This is a genomic window from Paenibacillus wynnii (assembly GCF_000757885.1).
Lineage (GTDB): Bacteria > Bacillota > Bacilli > Paenibacillales > Paenibacillaceae > Paenibacillus_AQ > Paenibacillus_AQ wynnii.
Genome location: NZ_JQCR01000003.1, coordinates 131,715 through 155,946, shown reverse-complemented (window position 1 = coordinate 155,946; position 24,232 = coordinate 131,715). Strand labels below are relative to the sequence as shown.

General features: G+C 41.7%; 5 protein-coding genes. All 5 read right to left on the bottom strand.

The window, feature by feature from the left end; translation table 11 throughout:
• Window positions 1–2: 2 nt before the first annotated feature.
• Window positions 3–4,196, bottom strand: coding sequence for a beta-ketoacyl synthase N-terminal-like domain-containing protein (locus PWYN_RS15920; RefSeq protein WP_036654063.1), 4,194 nt, complete (start codon window positions 4,194–4,196; stop codon window positions 3–5).
• Window positions 4,189–20,814 carry a hybrid non-ribosomal peptide synthetase/type I polyketide synthase gene (locus PWYN_RS15915; RefSeq protein ID WP_036654062.1) on the bottom strand — a complete coding sequence of 5,542 codons (16,626 nt, stop codon included), beginning with the start codon at window positions 20,812–20,814 and terminating at the stop codon, window positions 4,189–4,191. The genes PWYN_RS15920 and PWYN_RS15915 overlap by 8 nt, the downstream gene beginning before the upstream one ends.
• A gap of 20 nt (window positions 20,815–20,834) precedes the next feature.
• The gene (locus PWYN_RS15910) at window positions 20,835–21,311 is read right to left on the bottom strand and encodes a DUF6790 family protein (RefSeq protein ID WP_036654060.1); all 477 of its coding nucleotides are present in this window, start codon (window positions 21,309–21,311) and stop codon (window positions 20,835–20,837) included.
• A 416-nt stretch (window positions 21,312–21,727) separates the two neighbouring features.
• Window positions 21,728–22,423 carry a 4'-phosphopantetheinyl transferase family protein gene (locus PWYN_RS15905; protein ID WP_052088031.1) on the bottom strand — a complete coding sequence of 232 codons (696 nt, stop codon included), beginning with the start codon at window positions 22,421–22,423 and terminating at the stop codon, window positions 21,728–21,730.
• A 352-nt stretch (window positions 22,424–22,775) separates the two neighbouring features.
• Window positions 22,776–24,014, bottom strand: coding sequence for an RICIN domain-containing protein (locus PWYN_RS15900; protein WP_036654058.1), 1,239 nt, complete (start codon window positions 24,012–24,014; stop codon window positions 22,776–22,778).
• Window positions 24,015–24,232: the final 218 nt, after the last annotated feature.

Genomic DNA, 24,232 nt, shown 5'->3' with positions numbered 1-24,232 from the left:
AATCATTCTCCTCTCGTTTCATTGATCCAATAGGCCTTCTGCTCAAAGGGGTAGGTCGGTAAGTGAATCATTGTACCCGATCCATCCGGGTGAATATATTCCCAGTCGAAATCGGCACCCGCGGCATACAGTTCCCCTATGACTGATAACATGTTAAGTTCAAAGGAGGTATCCCCTTCAGGCTGCAAACATACTGTTTTTACTTTTCTTTTCAGTTCATCAGGTAAAATACTCAGCAAATCCTCCTCCGTTATACCCAGACCGAGTACAATGTCCGCCGTATTGGACTTAGCTGATTTGTTCTTCTCACCACTTTTTCCATTCAATAAATCAGCGAGAACTTGTCCTGAACCTATTCCACTCATCTCGGTAATATTTACACCCGTTTGTTGTAATTTCGATATAAATGAATGCCAGTAGGCTAAATATATCCATTCATCCGTATTTTGATTGTCGTTCATAACCGCGTGCATCTTCGTACTGCTAACTTCCAAAGCGTATTTCTGGTAAGCAGCATCCGCCTCCCGTTTAAATACGCTGTTGTCCCCACCATAACTGCTTTTCAAATCTCCTAGGATAACTGCTACTTTGGCTGAACGTTTCTTTAGAAATTGTCCTTTACCTATGTGAGTTAATGTATTAGTGTCCTGAGCGGTTGAAATCAGGCATGCGGCACGATAGCTGTAATGTTTTCGATATCGATTACGAGTGAAACATAAATGGTTAAAATCCATATCCGGCGAATCTTTCAGTAAAATTTCAGTGCGGCTGATTATGCTCTCCAGTGCCTTTTCCGTTTTGGCCGACAGGGTTAAAAGATTCAAGCGTTGTTCCTTGGGAACCACCACACTTTTATTCCATTCCTCCAATACGATATGAGCATTCGTTCCTCCTAATCCAAATGAACTTATTCCCGCTTTCCGGGTCTGCTCATCTTTAGGGGACCAGTCCTTCAAATCCTTGACAACATAAAGGGGAGTTTTCTCCAGCTGCAATGCAGGATTAACATCCTCCATATGTAAACTTGGTGCCAACTTTTGGTTTTTCATACTCAGTAATACCTTTGCAAGACTGGCTCCACTGGATGCGGGGAAGAGATGACCAATATTGGTTTTTACAGATCCGATTCCAATATGGGGTTGATCGCCCGGTTCAGGTTTTGAGAATAATTTTGTTAAGGCACTAATCTCAATTGGATCACCAATGGTCGTACCTGATCCGTGTGCTTCAATATAGCTGATTTCATTGGGTGATAGATTGGCGTCCGCATAGGCATCTGCTAGTACCTGATATTGTCCCTTAGGATTAGGTGCCATAATGCCCAGTGAATATCCGTCATTATTAATCGCAGTTCCACGGATGACTCCGTAGATATTTTTATTCGTCTTTACGGCTTGGATAAGGGGTTCCAGATAGACTACGACAGCTCCTTCTCCTAGCACTGATCCATCAGCATTCTTATCGAATACTCTAGTATGATTGGTGGAAGAGCATATTCCCGCTTTCCGTGATAAAGAATGTACGATGGAAGTTGATACAACATTTGCTCCGCCAACCACTGCTCCCGAAATCTGGTTCTGTCTGATCGCTGACACAGCGTGATGTAGGGCAACCAAGAATGATGAACATGCTGTATCAATGGCTAGTGCGGGTCCTGTGAAATTATACAAATGTGAGATCAAGGCCGCACCAATATTGGACATATTGCCAACCATAGCGTTTGGATGAATGTGATCCAGTCCATTCTTTTCGATATGATCAACTACAAGCTGGTAATACGTACTTGGGCTGATCCCAACGTATACACCGATATTACGTTTCTCATCTTCCGAACCCGCAATGACACCCGCATCTTCTAGCGCTTCATATGAAACTTCTAAAAGGAGTCTTTGCTGCGGATCCATAAACATGGCTTCTTCAGCAGAGATTTCGAAAAATTCATTATCAAATTTGTCTGCTTCCTCTAGCTCCCCCAGCCAATCATCCCATTCCGGCTTACCGGCTTGTGCTCTTCGTTTAAAGCTGATCTTAGAGACGCTATCCTTTTTCGAAGCTAGATTGTCCCAGAATTCCTCCTGATTCTTAGCATTTGGAAGTCTCACAGCCAACCCTGTAATGGCGACAGCCTTATGAATATCCAGTTGATTATCCGTCTTCCAACCCTTAGAAGATTCTTCATTCTTGGAAGGCATGGCTTGGAGATAGTCGGCAATTTCTCTAATCGTCTTACAAAAGACTAAGACCTCAGATCCAATCTCCTTATCAAAATGTTTGCCTATCAGGTCTAGTAATTGGTATGCTCGAATGGAATTTCCACCTAGAGATAAAAAGGTATCATCAATAGAAATTCGGTGCGTAGGAATACTCAATATTTCAGACCAGGTGTTGTGAAGGAATATCTCCAACTCATTCTGAGGAAGATTGATGGGTCTCTCGTTATGCCCGCTATCTGCTAGAGTCATTTGAATTTCATTAATAACATCGTTGAAATCCCCATTTTCGAAGCCTTTTCGTAATTGGAACCGTTGCAGCTTCCCGCTTGTGGTCTTGGGTATTAATTTGATAGGGATAACATGGGTGGTCTCAATTCCTAAGGATTCCTGCAGGCGGTCGATGATGCTTTGACGGATAGGCAGGAACTTCTCTACATCTGATTTGTGCTTGACGAAGACAAGCAGTTCTTCCTGTTGTGTTCTACTATTAAAATGTCCAACCAGCATAATATTGCCCCGAGGTATGGTTCCAAGACCGTATATAACTTCCTCTAAATCATGGGCAAAGAAATTTTGACCCCGGACAAAGATAATATCTTTAATTCTGCCGCTTACGATCAAACCATTGTCGACCATAAATCCAAGATCACCCGTATGCAACCACCCGTCAATGAACAGATCTTTGGTTACATGCTCAAGATTATAATAACCTGAGGTAACGGAATCTCCTTTGATCTGAATTTCACCGATCATGTTCTCATCGAGGGTATTCCCTTGTTCATCTGCAATTCGGATACTGATTCCATCCGCTGCGTATCCCTCATGTACAAATTCAACACAGTCTTCGTCGTCAGCATCTTTTACAGGAACGGCCAGGTTCTCGTTCGTCAATTTCGAACGGTAAATCCTCTCAAATCTAGGCAAACCTCCGATTTGAGGCATCGATACACCGACTGTCGCCTCTGCCATACCGTAAGCCGGGAACATCATGTTAGGTTTAAATCCACACTTCGAAAATTTCTCAGTGAAATTCCGGATTACCGTTGCGGATATCGGTTCAGCACCATTTAACGTTAATCTTAGAGAGGACAGATCCAGCGTTGATAATTTGGAGTCAGGTACTTTCTGCACCATCCAGTCGTATCCGAAGTTCGTGCAGCAGAACCATTTCCCTCTGTGTTCGGTAATCTTTTTGAGAAAAATATACGGCGAGCGAATAAAGGTATACGGTGAGAACACCATAATGTCACTTCCGCTCATGACCGGGGTTAAATGCTGTCCAAACAGGCCCATATCATGGGTGTGAGGCAGCCAAGTAAAAGCAACCTCATCGGCCTGTGTACCAAGCCCGTTTTTACAGGAGACCGTGTTAGTAATTATATTTTTGTTCGTAAGTTGCACACCTTTGGGGATTCCTGTACTCCCTGAGGAGAACTGTAAGAATACAATATCCTCCGATTGGGTCCAATGAATGTCTTCCATTTCATCTGGATTTGCACTTAATTCATTTAACGAGATGAACCGAAGCTGTTCATAAGGAGAGACCTCCTGTAAAGTTTGATACCGGGCCCGAAGTTGTTCTTCCACTACTACTACAGGTTTATTTAACACTTCCCATATTTTAGTGAACTTCAATAATCCCGTTGACTGGGGTTCCCATGAGGTCGGCTGACTCACTGGTGCAGCGATGATCCCTCCGAAAATACAAGCCCAAAATGTCCGATAAAAATCTTTGGAGTTGTCGATTTCCAGGATTACGATATCCCCAGACTTCAGTCCCTTGCGATAGAGAACTTTAAGATATTTACGTGCATTTTCGACTAATGCCGGATACGATTCAAAGTCTTCTTTTCCAGAAGCATCCACATACGTAATCCCTTTAAGCGGATAATTCTCAACGGTAGCCATCATCATTCCAGCTAAAGTATCGTACTCTTTCGGAAGTTCAATCGGCTTGCCATGCTGGATCGCTTTCTTAGACATTTCCGGCCTCCATTAATCCATAATTAACGAATACATTTGAATATTGACTTAATTTTGTCTCCATGGTCTCACTGAGCTTATCCAGATTAAAACCCATTGAGCTTTCTAGGATAATTCTTAAATTCTCCTCATTATAATTAACAGTGACTAATACTTTTGCCAGCTTGTTCTGATCCTCAACCTCTGGTGGATTACTAAAGGCTTCCTGTTCTTCTTTAGATACAAATCCTTGGAAATTGAATAGTACAAATGGTTTTGGCTCCTCCAATACTTGATAAGCCGGATTTAAGAGGTCCGCTATCTTAGAGAATTTCTTGGATAACACAGGATCAAATAATAAAGATAGAAAGTTAATAGAATGAAGCTGACACTGCTTAATAAGTTCCATCGGATGTACCTCTGGATTACTTCCCCTTACAACCAAAGGAATGATATCCAGAAACTCACCGACACAGTTATAAAAATCTTGGTTATTGTAGCTTCTGCCGTAATTAACAATTGCTATCGGAATTTCTGGAATTCCCGTGTATTCGCTGAATAAATTCACAATGAAATCAAAGGCTTTCCACCACTGGGCTTGAATATCGGTATCCTTTAACGGGATATGAAACTGGATTTCTTTATCGCACCTATTCGGGATTTGATCCAGCTTTTCCATCAGCATTTGATTGCTTTCATTCCAGACCTCTAAGGAGAAACGGTCAATGATTTCTTGTTCACCGATTCCTTGGGGTCCTGTTGCCAGCAGTGCGACATAATCTTGATACTTTTGCGGAAGTGGTTTTCCAGCGGACTCACCCGAAATACCTTCAGCTTCATTCAGTGAATCATAAACCGCCTGTTCCAACTGATGACGAATCACCTCGGCACTCATCCCGTCAAAGGCTGTATGATCAAAACCCCAAATCACATAATGGGTATCTTGACTTAAGCGGAGGCAGCAAAGTCTCCAAGGTAATTCACCTAACAGATAGTCCGATAATAACAATCTTGAGCACAGCTGCTCTGTAATTTGTTCTTTGGTAAGAGGTGTATATTCCCGTAAGTCTAAGTACGGAATGTTCTGCAGAATCAACGATTGAAGATCTGAGATGTCACACTCGCTCCATCCCAGTGCCTGATCTTTGTTGATCACGCAATGAAGCAGCTGATTGTCGCGAATGGTGTTCATAAATATCTCGCGTATGTTCCGCTCATCCAACTCCCCGATGATCCGGGTGGTAAACCCGCTTATACTTGACCCGAGTGAAGCATGAGCGAACTGAACGGGAGAGAGTGGGAATTCGCCCAACCGGTTCGCAGAAGCAATCATAGTTGAGATCATAGAACAAGTATTTCGTACATGAGCTACGAGACTATCTATTTGTTTTTTATTAAGAGCTACAACATTCAGGTTTATTTCTTGTTCTGGTGTGGCTGACTTGCGTTTCGCATCCAATGCAAATACCTTTCTGACTTCGGGCAGAGCTCCCAGCCCTTCAACCGTAGGATACTGGAAGACCTCATTTACCTTTACCGGAATACCTGACTTTGATAAGGACTGAACCAACGCAATGGCCTTTATGGATTGTCCGCCAAATCTAAAGAAGTCATCTCTAATCCCAATGGTGCTATTGTCGAGAACATCCTGCATTTTTGTAAGGATCATTTGTTCCAGTTCATTTCTAGGTGCAACATAGCTGGATAATTGATCTTTATGTTCTTCAATAACCGGCAGAGACTTGCGATCAATTTTTCCATTTAGAGTCAGTGGGAAGATGTCCATCTTCATCATCCGTGAAGGAATCATATAATCCGGCATCTTGTTCAGAAGAAGTTCTCTAATCTGCTCTGATTCGAGGTGAGTTAGCCCCTCAACAGTATAGTAAGCAGCAATATAGAGACTTCCTGACTTGTCTGTTTGCGGTACAACGATTACATCCTGAATACCCGAGAGATCTTTAATTTGAGCTTCAATTTCACCTAACTCCACTCTAAAACCTCTGATTTTGATTTGGAAATCCGTACGACCAATAAATCCGATATCACCCGAAGGCATACGCCATACCAAATCTCCTGTACGATAGAGCTTTTCAGAGCTGTCAAATGGATTCTCTATGAATTTCTCCCTCGTTAGTTCATCTCTGTTCAGGTAGCCTATACCCACCCCATCGCCTCCGATATATAGTTCACCAGGAACATTAGATGGGACAGGCTGACCTTGTGAATCAAGAATATACAGTGTTGTATTAGACAGGGCTGTACCAATAGGTACGGATTGATCATTGTTCCCTATTTTGTTAATAGGGTAGTAAGTTGCAAAGAACGTTGATTCCGTTGGCCCATAACCGTTAATAATCTTGTTCGGCCCCAGTGCCTCCAAGGCTTTCCGTGCATGAATGAGAGAAGCAGCCTCCCCGCCAAATACAATCTTACGAACATTCTTCAGACAGGTAAGGTCTCCATCTACCAGCATATTGAACAGAGCGGTTGTAACAAAGAACACCGAAATTTCTTGTTGTTCGATGAACTCAGACAATTGGGCGATCTCAATGGCAGCTTGCTTAGCGATCATTACTAGACAAGCTCCGTTAAGCAGGGCACCATAGATATCAAATACTGATCCATCAAATACATAATTGGATAGTTGTAAGAGTCTGTCCGTTGGTTCAATCGTAATAAAGTTAGTTTCTTTGGCTACGCGTATTACATTCCGGTGACTAATGAGAGTTCCCTTTGGCGTGCCTGTCGATCCTGAAGTGTACATAATATATACTGGATCTTCAGCACGAGCAGATGGGAAGGGACGGTTCATTGTTAGCGATAAATCTTCATTGGATTTCAGCAAGTCCGGCTCAATATCTACTAAGAGTGCAGGAATCTCATGAGTTATACCCGATAGAAGCTCTGATTGAGTTAGCAACAAGCAAGAACCGCTATCCTCAAGAATGAAATTAATACGGTTATCCGGGTATTCAGGATCGATCGGCACATAGACACAACCGGATTTCTGTATTCCCAAAATACTAATAATCTGCAATGGACCCCGTTCAAGTAAAATTGCGATTTTATCGCCGCATCTTACATTGTGCATAGCAATCTGCTCTGCGAGTCTATTAGCTCTGTTATTTAAATCCATATAGCTAATTTCCTCGCTCTCCCAGATGATGGCTATTCGATGACCATTTTGTTGTACTTGTTCCTCAAAAAGCTGAATAATGGTTTTGTCCCTTGGAAAGGCTGTTGCAGTCTGGTTTAAATCCAATAGCCACTTTTCCTCATCGGGAGTCATGATGGAGAGTGCTCCTAGCTTACGTTCAGGTTCAGTTGTAATGAGTCTCAACATGTGCAATAGTCTATTCCCGAAAGACTCCATGCTCTCACGTGTAAAGAGAGCGGTGTTATACTCTATATCTGAGTAATAACTTCCATCCTTATCCTGAATGGTCCATGTAATATCAAATTTGCAGTCTATCTTTGCCGTTGGCCAAGGTGAAAGTTCCAAATCTCCTATGGCCAATTCTTCAGTCCCCATATTAATGTAATTAATCACCACATCAAAAAGTGGGTTTCTGGCCATATCTTTTTCAAGCTCCAGCATTTCAACTAACATCTCATATTGACAGTCCTGATTTTCGTAGGCTTTGATCATTTTTTCTTTCATATATTGCAGATATTCAGTAACGGTTAATGCTTCATTGGTTTGTGATCTTATTGCCAGCGTGTTCACAAACATTCCCACTATGGAATCAAGATCCGCATCTCGTCGTCCTGCAATACCTGTCCCTACAACCAGATCATTTTGTCCTGTATACTTCCACAAGACTAACTTCAGTGCTGCCATAAGAAGCATGTACGGAGTTAAACCATATTCTCTCCCTAAGATGTTCATTTGGGCACTGAGCTCTACACCCAGTTCGAGTGGAACAACATCTCCTTCGAAGGTCTGGATACGGGGTCTTCTAAAGTCTGACAGCATGTTAAGCTTTGGAATTTCCCCGGTAAATTCATCCTTCCAGTACGCCATTTGTTTTTCAATTTCTTTACTCTTGAATATTTCATTCTGCCAGGCTGCGAAATCCTTATATTGAAGGTCAAGCGGATTTAACTTTTCTCCACGATATAAGACAGCAAACTCCTGTAACAAGATCGCAATAGAACTTTGGTCAGAGATAATATGATGCATGTCAATGAAGAGCACGTGCTTTTCTGAATGGATGGATATTAACTTTACTCTCAATAAAGGTGCTTTAGACAAATCGAAGGGCCTAATATAACTTTGGACTTCAGCTTCAATCTGATCCTCAGCGGCTGTCCCGAATTCGACGATGGACGCTATATTCTCCTCGATAATTTGTACGACTTCTCCTTCGATCATCTGGAATCTAGTTCTTAACGATTCATGTCTGTGTACCAACTCGTCCATAACCCTCACAAACTTTTCTCGATCAACTAATCCATGTACCAGATAAATAGAAGCAAGATTATAAGGGACAGCATCGCCGATCATTTCATTGACCACGTACATCCGCTTTTGCGCCGATGAGACTTCATATTGGCTTCTCTTCTGAACGGGTAGAATGCTGCTTACTGTTTGTTTTTGAGCGTTGGACAATAACCAATCTACCATTTGATTAAAAACAGGGCGGGCAAATAGTTCTGATAACGGCATTTCAACAGCGAAACTCTTTTGAATTTGTGCAGCTAAGGAAATGGCTTTCAGGGAGTGTCCGCCAAGCACGAAGAAGTCATCCTCGGAACGAACCTCCTCACAGCCCAATATTTCTCGCCAGATACCAGATAACAGATGAATGACCTTTTCCTCAGGGTTCTTCTCAGAACAATCCGCCTCCACTTGTGCCCCGGAGGTTGTGCTATCAAGTGCCCGGTTTGCAAAATTGTATAAAGACACATCGTTCTCATGAAATTTCTTATCAAAAACATAGGTAGGTAAAGGGACCCGTTTTCTGAAGGACTCTCCCTTTAACCTATTCCAATCCAGATCTACACCCTGACACCAGAGTTGTCCAAGTATTTGATTGAGGTATACCAAGTCATCCTGTTCTTCTGCGAAGCAACGAATCAGATGTACTACTTCCCCATCCGAATGTTGTGTAAGTAACTCTTGCAGCCCATTACCAGCGCCTACTTCAATGAATATAGAATTCTTTTCTGCCAATGCCTTCTCTAGGCTTCCATCTCCGTTTGAAAGTAACTGCACCCAAGGCTGATTCAGCTTGTATTGAGAGATATTTTCTAGACATGATATAAGAGTTGATCTTTCACTTACTTCCACATTACCCTCTGCTATAGCAGCAATTAATGAACCTGTCTCCTCGTGTTGCAGCCCTCCGTTGTATTTTCGTACCAGATCAATGGCATCTTCCAGTTCCAGAACTCCTGCAACCGTGAGTGCGCATATTTCTCCGATATTTTGACCCATCACCCCAATAGGAACTACACCTGTCTGAATCAGGGTTTTTCCTAGTGAGTAACCGATCGCAAACGAAAGGAGTTGATTATATCCCGTTGGATTGATCTCCGATTGCTCTACACTGCTGGACAATATTCTTAGGGAATTCACACGTTCATCTTCTTGCAGGAACGACAGAACATGGTCCATATACTGTCCAAACACCTCTGAGATTCTGCTTCTATGATCTGAGAAATATAGGCCGCGAGCCATCCCTTGATAGTAGCTTTTCTCTCCTGAAAACATGAAAAATACAGATTTTTTAATGTCCGGTATTCTCTCTCCGGGATGATTTAAGAACTCGGTTATATTGTTTTCCTGCTTTTTGATTGATGAGTTGTTCACTACCAATACTTTTCTGTATTCGAATGCTTTACGTCCATCCTGTAAGGTCCACGCTACATCTGAAAGATTAAGACCTCCGGTATTCTCCAAGTAGCTCAGTACAGCTTCCGAAGTATTGGCTAGTGCTGTTTGGCTTCTTGCGGAGAACGGCAGCACATGTACTGTATCTGGTAAAATACTCATTTGCTGCTCCAGAGGCGGTTGTTCCAAAATAACATGAACATTGGTTCCTCCTATACCAAAAGAGCTCACTCCGGCTCTTAAGGTTGCATGAGAATCTGTAACATACTTCGCTTCTGTATTGATATAGAACGGGCTGTTGTCAAAATCAATCATCGGATTGGCCTCATTATAATTAATAAGAGGAGGTATCGTTCTGTGGTACAGCGTCAACACAGTCTTAATAAAACCGGCTACACCTGCCGCAGCATCCAAATGACCAATATTCGCCTTAACAGACCCTATGGCACAATATCCTTTTTTGTCGGTATTCCATGACTGCTTGAGTGCTTCAATTTCGATCGGATCACCTAATTTAGTTCCAGTTCCATGAGCTTCGAGATAGTTGATGTCCTCTGGAGACACGCCTGCTTTTTTAAGAGAAGCATCAATTACATAGGCTTGTCCGGCTACACTCGGTGCTGTATACCCGATTTTCTCAATTCCATCATTATTAATGGCAGAACCTTTAATTACGGCATAGACTTTATCTCCATCCCTTACTGCAGCGGTAAGCGGTTTTAGCAATACAATTCCGCAGCCATTTCCTGATACGGTTCCAGAGGAATCTTCGGCAAAAGGTCTGCAATGGCCATCTTTGGATAAAATCATGCCTTCATGCCAGAGATATCCTTCTTTTCGCGGATAAGAAATAGATACTCCACCGGCTATGGCCATATCGGATTCTCCGCTAATTAATGACTGGACAGCTTGGTGAATAGCTACCAAGGATGTGGAGCAAGCCGTTTGAATATTAAAGCTAGGTCCCTTCAAATTAAGCTTATAGGACACCCTTGTTGTCAGATAATCCTTTTCATTTAAGGTCAGGGCTTCAAAAGCACTTAAAAAATCATTCTGATTTCCTAAAAACCGGGTCATCCAAGGCAAGCTGGAACCACTACCGGCGAATAATCCTATTCTTCCTTTATAGGATGAAGAATTATAGCCCGCATGTTCCACAGCCTCCCAGACGCATTGATGAAGAATCCGGATTTGGGGATCCATCATATTGGATTCCTGATATGGATAATCAAAGAATTCAGAATCAAAGTACTCTATTCCCTCTAAAAAACCTTTAGCCTTTACATAATTCGGATTCGACAATAACTCAGGGTCAACGCCGGACTCCAATAATTCTTCTTGATCAAAGTAAGTGATGGATTCCTTCCCGGAAACAATATTCCTCCAAAATGAATCTAAATCATCCGCCCCGGGGAATTTACAGGACATCCCTATAACGGCTATATCCGTTGAATCCGGTTCAGCGTACGAAGTAAGCTGTGGCAACCTATCCTCAGTGGATTGCACTGCTGGAACACCCAGACTCTTAACCAAAGATTCAATGGTTGGATGCTGGAATAGCTGCATTAAAGGAATTGACCTTCCAATAAGCAAGTTCAATTTATTATTTATTAATATTAATCCCAGAGAGTTTCCACCTACATCGAAAAAGTTATCCCGAACACTGAGGCGCTCAACATTTAATACTTCTTTCCAAGCCTCCAGTAATGCTCTTTCCAGCTCTGATGAAGGCGGTATTACTTGCACCTTGGTTGATGTACTTGCTTCCTGCGGTAGAATCAGAGCATTTCTGTTTATTTTCCCATTAGGCAGGACAGGCATTTCATCTAAATGTATGAAGTAGGAAGGTACCATATAATGAGGCAGACATTCTCTCAGCCATCCTTTCAGCCATACGCTGTCTTCACTGGAGAGCTCTACCTCTTTTTTGGTGCAATAATGCAATACAAGCTGTTTGTTATTCCTTTTGTCGTCTATCACGGTAAGTACCGCTTGACGAATATTCTCATGGCTCAGAACCATTTTCTCAATTTCAGTTAATTCGATTCTGTAGCCGCGGATCTTTATCTGAGAGTCCAGTCTGCCTAGGAGTTCTATTTCACCGTTGTCAAGAAGTCTGGCCCGATCACCTGTTTTATAAAGAAGGATTCCTGGAAGATCTGAGACCTCAATAAATTTATCCTTCGTTTCCTCCGGATTATTTAAATAACCACGGGCAAGGCCGTGACCTGCAAGATATAGCTCTCCAAAAACCCCGATTGGCTGTAGTTTGCCGACGGTATTCATGATGTAGGCTTGAGTATTGGCAATAGGCTGTCCGATGTTAATCGAACTTGAATGAGTAAGTTCCTTTGTAGTTGACCAAATTGTTGTTTCTGTCGGACCGTACATATTAAAGATTCTTGCTTGGGATCTCTTTTGCAGATCTTGCAGCAATTGCACCGGGTAATTTTCACCACCGCTTAAGATGCACTTCAGCTGTTTCAAAGCCTGATCAAAATCAGGGTTCTCGACAAAAGCTTTAATCCGGGAGACGGTACTTAAGATATGAGTGACTTTGTGTTCAATGATCTTTTGGTTGGCCAAGGACGGGTCCAGCTGTTCATTTTCGTCAGCCAAATAAACAGAATGACCTGTGCATAACGGAACAATGGATTCAAATCCAAAAATATCGAAAGACAGTGTGGTGACACTGATCATTCTGTCATCGCGACTCCTAAAAATCTCTCTGTTCTTTATGTCATGAATGAAATTAACGATAGATTCTTGGTTAATCATTACTCCCTTCGGTCTGCCTGTTGAACCGGAAGTGAATATGACACAAGCCAAGCTGTTCTTAATTCCCCTTTGTGAGGGATTACTGTATAAGTTGGAGTTCGTATCCAGAGACTCACAATCAATTATTGTACCTTCAAAATGAACCAGATCCCGGTATTCGCCAGAGCAAATTAATGTGCTGATTTCGCATTCCGACAGCATATAAGCAATTCTCTCTTCAGGAAACCCTGGATCAATAGGGACATACGCTCCCCCTGCCTTTAATACGCCAAGTATAGAAATTAACAAGTATTCATCTCTACGGGGCATTATTCCGACAAGAGAGTCTTTGTGAATACCCAATTCAATTAAGCGCCAAGCCAGCGCATTGGATTGATCATTTAGCTCCCGATAAGTCAGCTTCTTGCCGCTTGATACAATTAATGCCGTTTTATCAGGAAAAGCCTGCACATTGTGCTCGAACATCTCCTGGATGAGTAAAGTATCATTAAACTTAAGGGTAGTATTATTGAATTGCTTCAAGATGAATTGTTTCTCTGCTTGAGGAAGAAGGCCGATATCGGCAATTCGAACATCTTTCTCTTGAGTGATATGGACCAAGATTTCCCGGAAGTGCCGAGCCATCCGTTCCACAGTTTCTTTTTTAAATAAACCCGTTGAATATTCGAAAAATCCTGTTATAACCTGATCTTTCTTGTTTTCCTGGCAAGTCAGAACAAGGTCGTAAGCAGCAGAATTCGTCTCGAAGGTATACGGCGTAAAGCGGATGCCGTTAATTTCCAAATCATAAACTTCCATATTCTGAAAATCGAAGCAAACATCAAATAGTGGGTTACGGCTTAATTCCCGTTTGAGGTTCAATTGTTCAACCAACTCATCAAATTGATAATTTTGGTTCTCAAAAGCCTTGAGGGAATTCTCTTTCACCTCATTTAAGAAATCTATAAATCTCTTGCCGTTCTCCGGATGATTTCTCATAGCCAACATGTTAACAAACATACCTACAGTTTCTTCTATCTCCTCCTGAGTCCTGCCTGCTACCGGAGTCCCTACAATGATGTCTTCTTGACCCGTGTATCTGGCTAAAAGGACATTCCAAGCACTTAACATAATCATAAAGAGTGTCGCTTCTGAGGTTTGAGCCAAATCTACGAGTTTAGCAGTTAATTGTCTATCCAGGTCAAAATAAATTCTGCTTCCTGCAAAATCCTTCACAGGAGGTCGCTTAAAGTCTATTGGCAATTCCAGGACAGGCAAATGTTCACCAAGTTGTTGGAGCCAAAACTCCTTTTGTACCTCGATTTCTTGCGACTTAAGGTAGTCCCGCTGCCATACAGCAAAATCCTTGTATTGAATCTTCGCAGGAGCGAGTTCACCGAAATAAAGCTCATTGAAATCTCTCGTTATAATTTCTACTGAAGTACCATCCGCAATAATGTGATGGAGATCGAACAAAAGTAAGTAGCTATCCACACCGGTGTTGATGAGTTCAACTCTGAACAAGGGAGCTTTTTCGAGATCAAAAGGTTTAATAAATTCATAGATAAGATGACGGATATCCTCATGACTGGTGACGGTCTTGTCCGAATAGGTAATCGGAACTTTTGCCGTTGAATGAATAATCTGTACAGGTTGATTGTCTCTGATTCTAAAAGTAGTTCTTAAAGACTCATGCCGTTGTATCAACTTATCCAAGGCCTGTTCTACTCTTACTTTGTCCAACGGACCTCTGATCATTGTGGCTGAAGGAAGATTATAAGCAACATTGTCTTTGTCCAATAATGAAAGGGCAAACATCCGATTTTGGGCCGATGACAGGGTATACCCGTCCATTTTCGCTGCAGGTCTAATGCTCATATCATTTGATGTACTAACTTCAGTTTCACTTAAATAGGATGCTAAAGCGCCGGGAGATGGATATTTGAAAAGGTCAGCGATCTCCACTTTGATGCCCAATACATTTTTAATAGCTGAAGATAGACTTACCGCCTTAAGGGAGTCTCCACCCAGTGTAAAAAAGTTCTGGTCGACACCAATGGTATCAAACCCAAACACCGTTTTGTAAGCATCAACAACCGTACTCTCCAGACCGCCTTTACTTTGAAAAGCAACGGATCTCAAGGGAATAGAAGACTTAGTCTCTGAGATGTCGAGTCTGTTGAATGCCGATTTTTGCACAGCGTCCGTCTGGATATGAATAGGAAAATGGACTTTATCAAATACATAAGTCGGCAGAGAGAGGCGCTTACGGACAGAGGAGCCCTTCAAGGCAACCCAATCCACTTGGATACCTGCACACCAAATCTCTCCGAATTTTTTATTTGTATATACCACATCATTTTCAATTTCTTGCGGATGTCGAATCAAATTAATAAAGTGCTGCCCGTCCGCTCTGGATTCATGTTGTCTAGCGAAGGTGCTTAATGTCCGCCCGGCCCCTACCTCAATAAAAACATCATCTTTATTTTTGAGTACTTCAGACAGATTCTTAGAGAACTTGACCGTCTTTAAAATATGTTTGGACCAATATTCAGGATTTGTCATATCCTTTTCCTGAACCCATGTTCCGCTTGTATTGGAAACGATCGGTATTAGGGGTTCGTTCATAGTGTATTGGGCAAGGAATTGCTGAAACTCTTGGGCTGCTTGTTCCATCATAGGTGTGTGGAAGGCATGAGAGGTCTTGACTCTTACAAATTTCAAGCCAAGCTTCTCTAACTTACTTTCAAAATGAACAATCGCCTGTTCACTTCCTCCAACAACACAACTGCGGGTCGTATTCTCCAAAGCCAGCCAGACATTCGGTTCAAGCTCCTTCTCCACTTCCCCGGCATCGGCCATGACAGCCAGCATAACTCCGGGCTCCTGCTTCTGCATGATTTGACCGCGAGTCCTTACGATTTCAACGGCATCCTTCAGAGCAAATACACCGGCAACCGTAGCTGCAGTAACCTCTCCGATACTATGACCAATCATTCCTGCAGGCTGGATACCTAACTCCATTAATGTCTTAGCTAATGCATAACTGGTAGCAAATAATGCAAATTGGCTGTATTCGGTTTGATTAATTTGATGAGGGTGCTGATCCCCGTAGATTAACTCCTTAAACTCCGCACGTTCCTCTTCTTTCAACAGGTCAAATACTTGGTCGATATGACGTTTGAATATCCTGGACATCGCACTTTGATCCGCTGAATAATAAAGGTCTCGACCCATTCCCTGATATTGGCTCCCCTGACCAGGGAACATAAAGTACACCTTTCTATTTGAAGTTTTCACTTCATATAAGGCAGTATCATTTAGATTCTTAAGCACTCTCTCCGGCTCATTCCGGAATGCATCAGTAATAACCAACGTGCTACGATATGGGAATGGCATTCTGCCCACTTGCAACGTCCAAGCTGCATCAGACAGACGGGTTCCCGGGTTCTCAAGCAGATACTCTACTACTTTTTTTGAAGTTTCCCTTAATGCCTCAGCGCTTTTAGCAGAAAACGGTAGCACATTCACTTGTTCATCAGGACTACTCTCGCTAGTGGCCGGGGGCTCTTCCAGTACCATATGGGCATTGGTTCCACCGACACCGAAAGAGTTGATACCCGCACGTAACAAACCGTTTGTTAACGGCTCCTTACCCCATTCCGTTCCATGTTCTTTAACCATAAAAGGAGTGTTTTTAAAATCGATTTTCGGATTCGGATCTTGGTAATTCACGGTTCCAGGAATATATTTATGCTTTAGACTAAGGGCCACTTTCGCAAGGCCTACCACACCGGCTGCCGTATCCGTATGTCCGACATTTCCTTTGACAGAACCCAAGACACAGAATTGTTTTTTGTCAGAAGCAAAAGCCTTCGATAAGGATTCAACCTCTATCGGGTCGCCGAGTAATGTTCCCGTACCATGAGCTTCAACATAGCTAACGGTCTCCGGATCAATTCCCGCCACACGATAGGCCTCTTGAATGACCTCGGTTTGACCAATCACACTTGGTGCCAGAAAACCTACTTTTTGATTGCCATCATTGTTAATAGCAGAACCTTTAATAACGGCATAGATTTGGTCACCGTCTTCCAAGGCTTCATTCAATCTCTTCAATACAACAAGCCCCATACCATTAGAGAAAACGGTACCTTGAGCTTGGGCATCAAACGGCCGGCAATGTCCATCCGGTGAGAACATCATCCCGTCTTCATACAGGTAACCGCCATCATTGGGAAGTTCAATCGTAATTCCACCTGCTACGGCCAGATCACATTCCCCTAAAATCAAGGATTGGCAGGCTAAGTGCGGTGTAACCAATGTGGTGGAGCAACCGGTAAGTGCTGAGAATACTGGCCCTTTAATATCTAATTTATAAGAGACTCTGCTTGCTAAAAAGTGATTGGTGCTGAGCGTAAAGGCCTGATATTTATTGCTGAAATCGGTGTCTCCGAACAGCACATGCTTGTACCATTCAAAATCATCGGAACCGCCCATAAACATGCCGATTTTGGAGGAATCCGAGTTGGGGAAATAACCGGCATCTTCGAGCGCTTCCCATGTACCTTGATAGAGCAGCCGTAATTGAGGGGACATCATCCGAACTTCCCCCGGTGTGTACCCGAAAAATTGGGGATCAAAAGAGTCTACGCCTTGAAGCCTGCCTTTTGCCTTTACATAATTGGGCGAATTCAAAAGATCAGTATCAATGCCCAGCTCCTTTAATTCATCGTCTTGATAGAAGTGAATGCTTTCCTTTTCGTTTTTCAGATTATCCCAGAAATCAAAAACATTCTCAGCTCCAGGAACATGCACTGACATTCCAATAATCGCTATATCTTGGCGTACGATTTTTTTATTTCTTTTAAAATAGGCTTCTCTATTGCCAATTACTTCTGCCTCCGTCTTAGAAAAGTGCTCTGCTAGTAAACGGACAGTCGGTGCTTGGAAGAATAAAGTGATCGTAAATTCAAGGTTAACCAATTTTCTTAGTTTATTGTGAACCTGGATCAGTGATAAGGAATTCCCTCCGATATCAAAGAAATTATCATCCAACCCAACTAGGGGAACAGACAGCACTTCTTGCCACACGGATGCAATCTGACTCTCTAACTCTGTTCTAGGAGACACATACTCTAAGGATGTTTCTTTGATAAAAGCTAAGTCTGCAATAAGTGCATTCCTATCAATTTTTCCGCTATTATTATGAGGCAACTCTGTTTTATGGACGAAGAATGAGGGGATCATATATGTAGGCAATGAATTCGATAGATGATCTTTGAGCTCTGACACAGGGATTTCATTCTCCGAGAGATAATAGGCACAGAGAACTCCCGGTTTCCCCTCTTGTTTCTTCACAACTACTACGGCCTGAACAATTCCCTCGCACTCAGACAACACATTTTCAATTTCTCCAACTTCCAGACGAACTCCACGTACCTTTACCTGGAAATCAATTCGTCCTAAGTACTCAATAGTCCCGCTAGGAAGCCAGCGTACAAGGTCTCCGGTGCGATACATATATCGATAGTATTCAGGATCTATGCCTTCCTCAAAAAAAGGATTTGGTACAAACTTTTCTTCCGTCAATGCAGTCATATTCAGATATCCGCGGGCTAAACCCACACCGCTTAAACAAAGTTCTCCTGGAATACCAACCGGCTGCAAATGTTCATTGTTCCCAACTACGTACCAACGAGACTCATTAAGCGGCTGACCAATAGGGATATTGGCTGCTCCATTGTAATTTTTGAGAGAATAGTGAGAAACCCAAATGGTACATTCTGTAGGTCCGTATACATTTTCAAGACTGATATTAGTCTGGAGCGCATTAAATTTCTGCAAAATATCCGGTGTTACGGCTTCTCCGCCCACAAAGATCCATTGAAGTGGATCTAACTTTGCCAGATTAGAATTCATATCAAATAACTCCAAGAAGAGCCTAAACATCGTTGGAACAAAATTAATATGGGTTACAGCATGTTTGCTGATCTCATTCAATATTAATTGAGGATTTTTCTCCCCATCCGGCTCTAACACCAATAATGCGCCTTCCCCCATAAACCATCCAAAGAATTCTGTCGCGGACACATCGAAAGTAAAGGAGGTTTTGAGGAGATACACATCATCCTTCCCGAGGGGGAAACGTCTTTCCAAATCCATTAATGTATTCACTACACTATGATTTTCTACCATGACTCCCTTTGGTTTGCCGGTTGAACCGGATGTGTACATAATGTAAGCCAAACTAAAGGGATCCAGTTCCTCTGCGAGATTACTATCATCGCCGCTATAGGTTTCAGGATCATCAATAATAAGAAAATCTATATTCCAGTCTTCCTTAAACTCACACTCTGACGAAGTTATAAGAAGATTAATATCCGCATCTTCAAAAATATACTCTTTTCTTGCTGCGGGATAAGCGGGATCTATAGGCACATACGCACAACCTGCTTTGAGTATCGCCAATAGACTTATTACCAAATTCATCGAACGGTGCATCTGTATGCCTATCGCTTCATTGGCTTTTCTTTTTCTTCCCGCAATTTTTCGAGCTAATTGATTAGCTTTGGCGTTCACGGAAGCATAGGTTTCTTGTTTCTCCCCTTCTATCAGTGCGATATGGTCAGGGTGGTTGATAACCTTAGAATGGAGCACATCCATAATATGCTGTGGCTGGTAGGGGAAATAAGAAGTAGCATTGAAATCTTGTAATATGCATTTCTTTTCATTCTCTAACAACAAGTCAATCTGTCCGATTGGGATATCAACATTTTGTATTACAACTTCAAGGAGCTTCAGAAATCTACGTCCCAGCAGCTCTATCATTTCATCCGAAAAGATTCCAGACTTGTATTGAATTTTAATCATGTCCTGATACGGAGTTTTATTTAAGATGACCATTAAGCTCCCTGGAAAAGTTACGATATCCTGATCGAGAACTTCTATCTTAAGATGGTTATCTTCTGTTTCTTCATATATATCGTAGACAAAAGACACATCAAATATCGAAGGCGAGCCAGGCATAGGTACCAATTGGCTGTCTCGTACAATCAAATTATTAGGGTATCCAATGTTTCTATATACTTGAATTAATTCATGGGAAACCTGCTGCAGAATAGAAGTGAAGTGGCCATCACTCTGAATGTTGAAACGCATAGGTAACATATGGACAAAACAACCCATGGTTTCTTCCAGATCAAAGCTAGGGCGATAGGAAAAGGGGGAAGAGAAGATAATATCATCATTTCGCGTATACTGATTCATAAGTACGGTAAAAGCTGCCATAAAGAACATAAAATCCGTAACTTCTTGATCCATGGACAGATGATGAATGGCCTTAATCATTTCGGAAGGGATTTCAAAACGTTTTTCCTTACCGATGCCTTGATCTTTGTGTCTAACTGAATAATCCGGTTGTAAGGCCAGCGGTTCGGAGCCTCTCATTTTTTGTGACCAATACTCTTTCTGTTTACTATACTTTCCATCTAATAGTTTACTATTTTCACGCTCAATAAATTCAGAGAACCCAGAATCCTGTTTCAAGGTCATTGGTTTCTTATTTACCAAGTAGGAATAATAATTCAGTAATTTCTTCTTAAAAATCTCTAATGATAAACCATCGGAGATTATATGGTGGATGCAGATCAGAAATAGGTGTTTATGCTCCTCCAATTGAATTAGTTTAGTGCGAAATAAAGGAGCCTCGCTAAAATCAAATGTCGTATTGCATTCTTCCTTAGTTATTCCTCTTACTAATTCATCCCTCAGCTCGACATGAGCTGAAAGATCTTGTTTTTCTAATACATAGGGAATTCGGTCATGAATAGCTAGAACCGGCAAATCATCTACCATTTGGAGACTGCTTCGTAAGGCTTCTTGTTCTCCAATTACTAATTTTAAAGCCGACTCAAAGTGTTTCTCCTGTAAGCCCTCAATTAATAAAGTTGCAGATATATTATAGGATATAGGGTTATCGATTTGGCAATCAAAGTAAATACCTTTCTGGGTTTCCGATAATTCCACTCTTTTTGTTATCACAATCCTACCCCCTCGAGTTTTTATCCCAGAACCCAGATTCCCCCTGCTAATATCGACAACACTGTAATGAATGTCTGGTAAACAACGTCCATAATAAGGTTGCTTATACTATCAGCATCGACCTTCTTATTCTTAATCATCACATGTGTATGAGACCACAGACCACTTAGTCCATAGATGTACATGGTTACCAGAACACCGACCCAAAAGGTACCTTGGAACCAAATGGCCAAAATCCCCATTACACCTAAACCCACTTGAGAGAAACCATATTTAACCTGAAACGGTCCACCCGGCCAACCTAACATCTTCGCTGTTTCATCAGCTCTCGCAATATTAACTACGTAACCAATTACGCCAACCAATCCGAACGTGACCACAAATTGATGAAGCAGCAGGATCGTACTTATATCACTTACATTGTTGGGAAATCCTAGGGTATATAAATGTACCAGACCTGAAATAATACCTAACAACCACAGCGCTAAAAACCACACATAAATTCCTCCTTGTTTTTAAGTGTATTTTTATTACTATTGCAATCTCTCAACATACTATCTTGTGACAGACCCTCCCCCTTTCGCTGTAGGCATTACCTTATGAATCAGTTCTATGTAGAGTCTTTGCGTGAGTAATTATGTGAGTAGTTATGTGGAGTTTTATGCAGAAAATATAAAGATATGGGTTAGAGTTTATGCTATTCACTTCGAGGTATATTAAAATTTATTCATTTCCTTATAAAGAATTCATTTGATTAATTTACATTAATTTACTAACGAGTAGATTGTATTATCGATGGTCATTTTTGTCAATCCATGAAATTTATTGGTTAATCCCGGTTTTTTACGTGAAAATAGAGCCATTCAGAATTAGTGACAGCATTCGTGTAAATTAGCGCTCACCGCGTTGTTTTTTATAAAGAAAGTCGATTTATGTTTATGTTATGGATAGTCTGGGTAAAAAGTTGTTCTTTTGCACAAATAGCCACCTTGTAGTCGGCATTCATATTGTACTGTTTCAAAAACCATACATTAGCACTACTCGAATTCTTGCTTATTCTAGCTCGTAATGATTCTCCGTACTCTTGCTGCGCTATCTCAACCTCGAAAGATTGAAGCGGGATGGTCAGGCCTTTTCCAACTGCCTTAATATAACTCTCTTTAAATGTCCAAATCTCATAAAATCTATCTATACGTGTTACCGGATCTCCCCCCCAAATGTACCTATATTCCTGACTAGTAAAGAACCTTCTGGCTATTTCTAGGTCTATATTACCTTTTTGTTCTATATCAATACCTATCGCATCACTATCAACTGCGCAAACTACCCAATCACCTGAATGAGAAACATTAAAGTAACAGGGTGTATCTCCGGAAACTAACGGTTTGCCAAACTCATTGTATTCAAACTCAACGTCCTCCATACTGCAGCACATAGCTTCAGCACACATCATTCTAGCAAGTAGATCAGCAACTAGAGAACGAATAATATCCTGTTGTCTTTTAAATTTCTTTAATCGTTCTTGTTTCTCTTTGGAAAGCCTTACCCATAGAGCTTCAAACGCTATAACATCAATGCTAGCACCTACATATACTGAATTCACTTTCATAAACCGTCACTCCAATTCACAATTTGTAAAATTTTGTCGTTTACTTATGCAGTTATCATTAATGATCCTTGCAAGAATGATTGGATCAGAGAAATCCCATATAAATAGGTCTTTTCAGTATAGAATCAAAGGGACTTAGTACCTAAAATCATAATTAAGACCTAATTTTGAACATTTTGTTACAATTACTATATTGCAGGATATTATATCAATTATACCATATTTATGGGTATTTTTAGTATAAATTGAACTCGTAATTTACTTAAAAATACTCTGAGTTGAGTATATCTATCTAAATATGAAAAACCAAAAAAACCACTCCTAAGTGAAGTGGTTTCATTTAAATAGGACGTTAATTAACTTTGGTAAATAACCACTTTTGGGCATCCGTTCCATTGTCGGTCCACTGCTGGACTGCTGCGCCATCTGCCGTAGAAGATCCGGAAACATCCATGGCCAATCCGCTTGCTTTAGAAACAAGTTTGTAGTAACCGCCTCCCGCATCTACGATTCTCCACCGCTGGGCATTGGAACCATTATCGTCCCATTGCTGCAACTGTATGCCGGTGGAAGTTGATGAGTTGGGCACATCCAATACTTTTCCACTATGCACTGCTGTAAGCTTGTAATATCCGTCTCCCGTACTTTCTACCTTAAATTTTTGGTTATTGGCCGTGTAATTGGTCCACTGCTGCATTTTTGCCCCACTAGCTGTAGAAACGCCTACTACATCCAGCACCTTACCGCTTGCCTTGTCAGCCAAGGTATAAATACTACCGCTCTCGATGTTTGTCGTAGCGGAAGCCTGATACACACGTACATAATCAACCAGCATTTGCGCCGGGAATGGAGTCGAACTGTTAGGACTTCCTGGCCAATTTCCACCCACGGCAAGATTTAGCAGAAGGAAGAATGGCTTTTGGAATTCTTCCGTGTTACCAGTTCCGTTCTCGATATAGAAAGCGTTAAACTGAGTGCCGTCTACAAACCACTTTATATAATTCGCATCCCATTCTACGCTGTACACATGGTATTGGGAAAAATCAAGATTACCAGATACCTGTCCATATTCAGCATGTCCATTGGCATCCCAATGCACAGTGCCGTTAACAAAGGCATTATTGTTTACACGCTCCATAATGTCCGTTTCCCCGGATTTAGGCCAGCCCACCGAATCAATGTTCGATCCAAGCATCCAAAATGCCGGCCATAGTCCCTGTCCTGAGGGCAACTTAATTCTCGCTTCGATTTTACCATACGTAAAACTTTTCAATCCTTGTGACTTTATCCGTGCGGAGGTGTAATTCATTCCACCATAGGCTTCTTTTTGCGCCGTAATGACGAGATTTCCACCCGTCACCTGCAGGTTTTGCGAACGGTTGGTATAGTACTGCAGTTCATTGTTTCCCCAGCCACCGCTACCGGTACCGACTTCAGCCGACCAATTACCAGTATTCAGGGATGTACCATCGAATTCGTCGCTCCATACCTGATTCCAAGTTGAAGCTGCATTTGAATTCCCGACAGGTACTAGAGCAATCAAGAGTGTGAATAGAAGTAATAGACTTAGAACTTTTCCTCTTTTCAACATCATTTTTACCTCCTTTTAATATACAACACACTACCCATCTTCAGCCTAGGGAGATCACCTCACTTCGTTTATTTTTATTTCAATGCACGGCGCGCGCTCGCGCTTTGAAATCAGGTAAAACAAGGTATTGGTAGGGGGGGAATTTCCACAATGTATGTAACAGATGCCTTTGGCGGTGGTTAGTTTCATCCCAACCGGTTTCGTAAATGACACTAGTT

Bases quoted from the DNA above. Each gene is read 5' to 3' on its own strand.
- PWYN_RS15905 (WP_052088031.1), bottom strand. From the start codon at position 22,423: ATGAAAGTGAATTCAGTATATGTAGGTGCTAGCATTGATGTTATAGCG.
- PWYN_RS15900 (WP_036654058.1), bottom strand. From the start codon at position 24,014: ATGTTGAAAAGAGGAAAAGTTCTAAGTCTATTACTTCTATTCACACTC.
- PWYN_RS15920 (WP_036654063.1), bottom strand. From the start codon at position 4,196: ATGTCTAAGAAAGCGATCCAGCATGGCAAGCCGATTGAACTTCCGAAA.